Annotated in this window: 10 protein-coding genes; 6 read left to right on the top strand and 4 right to left on the bottom strand. The window is 74.5% G+C overall.

The features are described from left to right. Positions 1-37 precede the first annotated feature (37 nt). Positions 38-625, bottom strand: a complete 588-nt coding sequence (locus C229_RS35150) for an SAV_6107 family HEPN domain-containing protein (RefSeq protein WP_018658573.1) — start codon at positions 623-625, stop codon at positions 38-40. Positions 626-1,097: 472 nt separating this feature from the next. Further along, a complete protein-coding gene (locus tag C229_RS32205; RefSeq protein ID WP_018658572.1) occupies positions 1,098-2,021 on the bottom strand; it encodes a LysR family transcriptional regulator in 924 nt (307 codons plus the stop codon). A gap of 90 nt (positions 2,022-2,111) precedes the next feature. On the opposite strand from C229_RS32205, the gene C229_RS32405 reads away from it, so the two are divergent. Next, the gene (locus C229_RS32405; protein ID WP_018658571.1) at positions 2,112-2,675 is read left to right on the top strand and encodes an ATP-dependent Clp protease proteolytic subunit; all 564 of its coding nucleotides are present in this window, start codon (positions 2,112-2,114) and stop codon (positions 2,673-2,675) included. A 3-nt stretch (positions 2,676-2,678) separates the two neighbouring features. On the opposite strand, the gene C229_RS0128710 is transcribed toward C229_RS32405, so the two are convergent. Continuing rightward, positions 2,679-3,440: a L,D-transpeptidase family protein gene (locus tag C229_RS0128710; RefSeq protein WP_018658570.1), complete on the bottom strand. Its 762-nt coding sequence runs from the start codon at positions 3,438-3,440 to the stop codon at positions 2,679-2,681. Positions 3,441-3,520: 80 nt separating this feature from the next. Here C229_RS0128710 and C229_RS0128705 point away from each other — a divergent pair, with 80 nt between their 5' ends. From C229_RS0128705 to C229_RS0128685, 5 genes are all read left to right on the top strand, one after another. Further along, entirely contained in the window at positions 3,521-3,985 is a 465-nt protein-coding gene (locus tag C229_RS0128705) for a YbaK/EbsC family protein (RefSeq protein WP_018658569.1), read from the top strand. Then, a complete protein-coding gene (locus tag C229_RS0128700) occupies positions 3,982-4,335 on the top strand; it encodes an ArsC/Spx/MgsR family protein (RefSeq protein WP_018658568.1) in 354 nt (117 codons plus the stop codon). The genes C229_RS0128705 and C229_RS0128700 overlap by 4 nt, the downstream gene beginning before the upstream one ends. A 94-nt stretch (positions 4,336-4,429) precedes the next feature. After that, positions 4,430-5,362: a hypothetical protein gene (locus tag C229_RS0128695; protein ID WP_155885117.1), complete on the top strand. Its 933-nt coding sequence runs from the start codon at positions 4,430-4,432 to the stop codon at positions 5,360-5,362. 6 nt (positions 5,363-5,368) lie between these two features. Further along, a complete protein-coding gene (locus tag C229_RS0128690; protein WP_018658566.1) occupies positions 5,369-5,701 on the top strand; it encodes a hypothetical protein in 333 nt (110 codons plus the stop codon). Positions 5,702-5,724: 23 nt separating this feature from the next. After that, positions 5,725-6,327: a GNAT family N-acetyltransferase gene (locus C229_RS0128685; RefSeq protein ID WP_018658565.1), complete on the top strand. Its 603-nt coding sequence runs from the start codon at positions 5,725-5,727 to the stop codon at positions 6,325-6,327. Here the strand turns inward: C229_RS0128685 and metF are convergent. Further along, a complete protein-coding gene (gene metF / locus C229_RS0128680; RefSeq protein WP_026314250.1) occupies positions 6,264-7,199 on the bottom strand; it encodes a methylenetetrahydrofolate reductase [NAD(P)H] in 936 nt (311 codons plus the stop codon). The two genes, C229_RS0128685 and metF, sit on opposite strands and share 64 nt — an antisense overlap. Positions 7,200-7,298 lie beyond the last annotated feature (99 nt).

Here is a 7,298-nt window from a genome sequence, read left to right as displayed (position 1 = left end):
GGGGGGGTGGCGGGGGCACGGCCCGGTGGGGAGGGGGTCAGGGGGTGGGGTGGTCCTGGTCCGGGGCGGGGAGGGTGGGCTGGCTCGGGATGCCGAGGGTGTCTTCGACGAGGGTGACGAAGACGTCGGCGTCGCGCATCAGTTCCTCGGCCTCGCGGGCCGTGACCGCTCGCGGGAGGCCGGCTTCGGCGGCGGCGCGCTTGTCGGCGCCGGCGGCGAAGAAGGCGGCCCACTCGCGCAGGGCCGGGTCGGCCTCGGGGAGCAGGACCCAGACGCTGCGCGGACGGCCCCGCTTGCGCGGCTCGACCGGTTCGCGGGCCGTCAGGACGGCCGCCGCCGCACGGAGCGCCGCCAGGTGGGCGCAGACGTACCGGACGCCGGGCGACGTGGCGTCGGCCGCCTCGGCAAGGCTCATGCGGGCCGAGTGGAGCTGGTTGACGGCGGTGTGCGCCGGGCGCGGCGCCGGGTGCGCCCTCGGACGGGGCGCCGGTACCGCGTCGGGCACCGGGTCCGCCGACGGGTCGGGCGCCGCTCCGGGCGCCGTGCCGGGCAGCGTGCCCGTACCGGCGCCGTGGGCGACGGTGTGGGCGGCTCGGCTGCCGCGCCGCGTGGTCGTTCCGGACATGTGGCCTCCTTCCGGGGCTCGGGCCCGGCTCGGGCGGAGAGCTTCCCCTCTCCCCGCCCGGGCCGGTCGCCCCGCCGCCGTCGCGCGCCGACGGCGGGAACGCTGCCCTGGTGCGGTCCGCGAGTCCCGCACCAACATCGAACATACATTCGATGCAGGACCCAGTTAACCCCCTGAACGACGATTCGTCAATGTGTTCGAAAGCATCCCGCCACCCTCCGCGATCATGGTCGCCGTCCCGTCCGTCACACCTCCCCCACGCACCTCGTCCCACCTGCGCGTTCGCGTGGCCCGGCGCCGGACCCGGGAGGGGTCCGCCGCCCGTTCGCGACCACCGTCGAGCTTCACGCGGAACCGATCACCCGGAGAAACGCGTTCAAACACCGACCGTCACACCCGACCCTCGAACACCCTCCCTGACCTGGTCTTTCACCCGCCTCACGCGGGTCACCCGGCGCACGCGACCGGCGCTCTACTCCTGTTCGAACGCCGAGTAGTACGCAGGAGGCGCCCAGAACCCGTCGCCGCCGGGCACCCGGACGGAAGGCAACCGGCGCAACAGGGCGTGCAGCCGCGGCGAGCGGTCGTCCCGCCGCCAGACGGCGCACCAGGGCGCCAGCGGAACGGGACCGGTGAGCGGCAGCCGCACCAGCGGGCCGTCCTCCGGCATCTCGGTCCCGAGTTCACCGAGCACCACTTCCGGACGGTCCCGGACGACCTCGGCATAATGCCGCAGCCCCAGCGCGGGTTCGAGGAACCGCAGCGGCACCCCGAAGTGCCCCGCGAGCGCGGCGAGGAAGGCCCGCGACTCGGCGGCGACCGGATCGGGCATGGCGACGGCGGGCAGCTCGGCGGGCCGCAGCGACCCGCGCCCGGCCAGCGGATGCCCGGGCCCGACGAACGCCGCCATCGGCTCCAGATGGACGAGCCGCCGCGCCAGCCGCCCGCGCAGCGCGACCGCGTCCGGCAGCTCGTGGTACTGCCCGAACGCCAGGTCGATCTCCCCGCCGAGCAGCGCGGGCACCGCGTGTGCGAGCCCCTGCCGCATGCTCGCCTCGACGGGCACGCCCAGTCCGCGCAGCAGCCGCAGCGGCGAGAACCGCTCGTCGTAGACGTCGACCCGCAGCCGCGCGGTCGGCGCCCGCACCGTGGCGACCGCGGCGTCGAACGCGTCCAGCGCCGCGCGGGCGGCGGGCAGCAGGCGCTCCCCCGCCGCCGTCAGCGCGACGCGCCGCGTCGTCCGCGCGAACAGTTCGGCGCCGAGCGCGGTCTCCAGCCGCCGGACGCGCTTGGACAGCGCCTGCTGCGTCAGGTGCAGCCGCGCGGCGGCCCGGCCGAAGTGCAGGTCGTCGGCGGCGGCGACGAACGCCCGCAGGCCGGGAATGTCGGCGTCCACCCACCTCATCCTGCGACGACAACCGACGGTTGTCAATCAGGCCGGATCTTTCGTTGGACGCCGCGCCGGACCCCCGGATGAGCTGGCCCCATGACCCACGAACCCGCACCGGACGTCTTCGACCGCCTGCTCAAGGAGCGCATCGTCTTCCTCGGCCAGGAGGTCGACGACGCCATCGCCAACCGGATCTGCGCCCAGCTCCTCCTGCTCTCGGCCGAGGACCGCCGCCGCGACATCCACCTCTACATCAACTCCCCCGGCGGCTCGGTCACCGCAGGCATGGCCATCTACGACGTGATGCGGTTCGTCCCCAACGACGTCGCGACGCTCTCGCTCGGCTTCACCGCGTCCATGGGCCAGTTCCTGCTGAGCGCGGGCGCGCCGGGCAAGCGCTACGCGCTGCCGCACGCGCGCATCCTCATGCACCAGCCGTCGGGCGGCATCGGCGGGACGGCGTCCGACATCAAGATCCAGGCCGCGAACATGCTCGCGACCAAGCGCCTCATGCAGCGCCTCATCGCGGAGCACACGGGGCAGCCCGTCGAGCGGATCGAGGCCGACTCCGACCGCGACCGCTTCTTCACCGCCGAGGAGGCCCGCGCCTACGGGTTCGTGGACGAGGTCGTCGCGGAGACCCCGCGCCTGGCGGCGTAGCGGCTACTTACGGACGTGCACGGGCACGTCGTCACCGACGATCTTCGGGAAGTACGCGGCGATGTGCATCGGCATCCGCACGCACCCGTGCGACGCGGGCCGCCTCGGCACGTCGAGCGCGCCGTGGAAGGCGATGCCGCCGTTGAAGTAGACCGGGTTGTACAGCCGTCCGAGCGGCGAGACCTCCCAGCCGGAGGCCCGCCGCCCGGTGCGGAAGTCGCCGGTGCCGGTGGTGGCGTACCGGCAGCGCTTCGCGGTCGCGCCGGGGTCGCGGGAGCAGAAGTACTCCCCCGAACCGGACGAGACGTGCGTGATCAGCCGGGGCCTCCCGTCCCGGTAGACGACGAGGTACTGCCCGCCGAGGTCGACGTCGACGCGGTTCGCGGACCGCTTCCGCGACACCGGCTTCGGCGCCTTCGGATCGTCCAGCGCCCGCCACACCCGCCCGGTCACGACCCCGTTCTCCGGCAGCCCGTTGACCCGCTGGAACGCCCACACCGCCAGCCGCGTCGACGTCCCGAACCGCCCGTCGGCCTTCCCGGGGTCGTACTTCAACGCCGCCAGCCGCCGCTGGAGCACCTTGACGTACGCCCCCTCGGACCCGTTCTTGAGCCGGGGCGGCGGCGCGGGCGACGACGGCGGAGCCGAACGCGAAGGCGCCCCGGACGAGGGCGCGTCTCCGGCGGACGTCACCCCCTCCTCACACCCGGCGGCCAGCACCGCCACGGGCAACACCACCACGACGACCGACCCCCGGAACCCCATCCCGCACCTCCCGAGCCGTGTCCGCCAGTGTGCCCGCGGACCACCCCGCCCGAACGTCGCGATCCGGCTAGGGTTCGACCATGCACGCGAACGTTGAGAAGGTCGCCGCTGTTCTGCGCGAGCGCGGGGCGGGCGGGGAGATCGTGGAGCTGGCGGAGACGGCGCCGACCGCGCAGGCCGCCGCCGGGCAGCTCGGCTGCGACGTCGGGGCCATCGCCAACAGCCTGGTGTTCGACGCGGACGGGGAGGCGCTGCTCGTGCTGACGAGCGGGGCGCATCGCGTCGACACCGCCAAGGTCGCCGCGATCGTCGGGGCCGCGCAGGTGAAGCGGGCGACGCCCGAGTTCGTCCGGGCGGCCACCGGGCAGCCCATCGGCGGCGTCGCGCCGCTGGGGCACCCGGCGCCGGTGCGGACGCTCGTCGACGTCTGGCTCGACCAGTACGAGCGGGTGTGGGCGGCGGGCGGGCATCCGCACACCGTCTTCCCCACGTCGTACGCCGAACTCCTCCGCATCACCGGCGGACAGTCCGTGGAGGTCGCGTGACCGAGATCTGGCACAACCCGCGCTGCTCCAAGAGCCGCGCCGCCAAGGCCGCGTTCGACGAGGCCGGCGTCGCCTACACCGAGCGCCGCTACCTGGACGATCCGCCCACCGCCGAGGAGCTGGACGCCGTCCTGACCAAGGCGGGCGTGCAGCCGTGGGACGCCGCGCGCCTCACCGAGCCGGTCGCCAGGGAACTCGGCCTGAAGACGCTGGAGCGCGACCGCGCCACCTGGCTGAAGATCCTCGCCGAGCACCCCGTGCTCATCCAGCGCCCGATCGTGGTGACCGGCGCCGCCGCCGTCGTCGCCCGCGACCCCGAATCGGTGCGCGCGGCCCTCGACAGCGCGTGATGACCCGTGTGATCCTGGGGAGTCGTGGCGTCCGCCGGCGGCGGCGGACGAGGATCGCCCCACCGGACAGACCCGAGTGATCGTCGGAGGCGCCATGACCGCGCAGATGCGCACCGGGCCCGCCGCCCGCAACGCCGACTTCCGCGGCATCGACCCGCCGGCGCTGAACCACCTGTCGAGGCAGGTCCAGGACGCCCGCGTCACGATCATCGGATGGCTGACGGCGCACCAGCCGCCGCCGGGCGTCGCGCACACCGGCCGCCGCCAGGCGGAGGAGGTCGTGCTGTGGATCGCCGACGCGCTGTCGATGCTGGAGCGCCGCTACAACTTCGCGATCACCAACCCCGACCCGGGCGGCGGCATCGAGGCGCCGCCCGCGTCCCCGCCTCCGGCGTCGGGCGGCGGGGCGCCGCCCGGCGGCACCAAGACGACGCCCCCGGCCGTCCCGGCACCGCCGCGCGGCGCGCGGCCCGGCAGCCCGCCCGGCGGATCGCCGACGACGCCGCCGGGCGTCCCCGTCCCGCCGCGCCGCGCGCAGCCGCCTGAGCTGGTGCCCGTGCAGCGCGGCGCGGGCGACCTCGGCGCCTACCCGACGCGCGGCGACGCGCTGCGCGCCGGACGCTCCGACGCCGCCGCGATCCGCGCCGACGGCCCCGTCCCGGCGTCGGTCTGGGCGAACCTCAAGGCGAGCGCCGACGACCCCGACTACACCGAGGCCCTGTACGACCGGCTCGGCCCGCACGAGGCGGCGGGCCTGCTGGCGGCGGCCGGGCACGACCCGGCGCGGGTCGCGGTGATCCAGCAGTCGATGGGGATGGCCAGTCACCACATGGTCATGGACGAGAAGTGGCTCCGCGCGTTCCTGGCGAGCGCCGACGCGGCGGGCGCCGGACCGGTCGCCGTCCAGGTGCTCGCCGGCGCCGACTTCGGCGCGAAGACGAGCGCCGCGCTCGCCCGCATCGACCTGCGGGCGGTCCGTCCCGCCGACCTCCGCCCGGCCGCCGCGCCGGGCCCGACCGGGAGCTGACCCGCGATGGCCCCTCCCCCGCCGCCCGGCATCCTGCCGCCACCGCTGGACGCGACGGCCGCCGCGCTGCTGTCCCCCGACCACCGCCCCAATCCCGAGTACCACACGCTCTACCAGGCGTACGTGAGCGCCTACGGCGACGTGGACCGGCTGCGCGGCGCGCTCGACCCGGCCGTCCGGACGATGGGCGGCACCGACGCCTGGCTCGGCCCCGAGGCCCGGAGCTGGCAGGGCGACCTGGAGGCGGAACGGGTCAAGCTCCGCAAGGCCGCCGATCGCTTCCTGTGGGACATCTACGACCGCCTCAGCGTCACCACGCGCACCATCACCCGCGCCTAGGGCGGGTCCTCTAGTCTTGGCGCGTGAAGGACCCGAAGCTCCGTGAGCTGGACCAGCGCGCCTTTCTGCGCCGGCTGAACCCGATGCTGCGGGTGTACGCCGCCGCGATGCGCCCGCCCGGCGACCAGCTCCCCGGACGCACGACCATCATGGCCCGGCACGCGCGGCATCCGGGCTTCCGGGCGCTGGTCGCCGAGGAGCCGTCGCGGGTGCCCGGGATGTCCGGCCGGTTGCAGGGCTTCACCTACGGGTTCCGGGGCGTGCCCGGCCAGTGGTGGCACGACGTGGTGTACGACGCGCTGCGGCGGCGCGGCGGGCTCGACCACGCCGAGGAGTGGATGGCCGACGGGTTCGAGGTGGCCGAGCTGCACGTGCGCCCGGAGGCGCAGGGGCGGGGGCTCGGGCGGCGGCTGCTGTCGGCGCTGTGCGAGGGCCGCACGGAGGCGACGGTGGTGCTGTCGACGCTCGATCCGGGTGCGGAGACCCCCGCCCGGGGGCTGTACCGGTCCGTCGGGATGACCGACCTGCTGACCGATTTCGCCTTCCCGGGCGGGGGGCCGCCCTACGCGGTGATGGGCGGCGCGCTGCCGCTGCGGGCGTACCGGTCGGCGTCGAGCAGCTCGTAGACCTCGCGCGTCGCGGTGGAGCGGTTGAACGTGATGAAGTGGATGCCGGGGACACCCTGGTCGAGCAGGTCGCGGCAGAGTTCGGCGGCGTGCTCGACGCCGAGCCGCCGCACGGCCTCGGGGTCGTGCGCGACGGCCTCGAACCGGCGCCGCACCTCGTCGGGGAAGGGCGCGCCGGACAACTGCTCGGAACGTTCGATCGTGCTCATCTGCGTGACGGGCATGATCCCGGGCAGGATCGGGGTGTCGCACCCGGCGGCGGCGACGCGGTCGCGCAGGCGGTAGTAGTCGTCGGCGCGGAAGAACATCTGCGTGATGGCGTAGTCGGCACCGGCGCGGCACTTCTCGATGAGGTGGCGGGTGTCGCTCTCGATGTCGGGCGAGCGCGGGTGCTTGTAGGGGAAGGCGGCGACGCCGACGCAGAAGTCACCGTAGGAGCGGATGAGCCGGACGAGTTCGGCGGCGTACTCGACGCCCTGGGGGTGCTTGATCCACTCGCCCATCGGGTCGCCCGGGGGGTCGCCGCGCAGCGCGAGGACGTTGCGCACTCCGGCGGCGGCGAACCGGCCGATGAGGTTGCGGACCTCGGCGAGGGAGTGGTTGACGGCGGTGAAGTGCGCGACGGGGGTGAGGGTGGTCTCGGTGGCGATGCGCTCGACGATGTCGACGGTGGTGTCGCGGGTGCCGCCCCCGGCGCCGTAGGTGACGGAGACGAACGCGGGGTGCAGCGTCTCCAGTTCGCGTACGGCACGCCAGAGGTTGCGCATGCCGTTCTCGGTCTTGGGGGGGAAGAACTCGAACGAGAAGGTCCGGCCGCCCGCGGCGAGCAGTTCGCGGATGGTGGGTGACCGGTCGGGACGCACGTGTCGCATTCGCCCACTCTACCGCCGTCCGGGCCGGTGACCGGCCGCGACCAAACAACCACGAATACCCGAATTAACTACAAATACATAATCTAAGGACTTCATCCG

The sequence above is a fragment of the Actinomadura flavalba DSM 45200 genome (assembly GCF_000374305.1).
Lineage (GTDB): Bacteria > Actinomycetota > Actinomycetes > Streptosporangiales > Streptosporangiaceae > Spirillospora > Spirillospora flavalba.
Note: the sequence above shows the minus strand (reverse complement) of the source record. Positions and strands in the feature narration are given on the sequence as shown.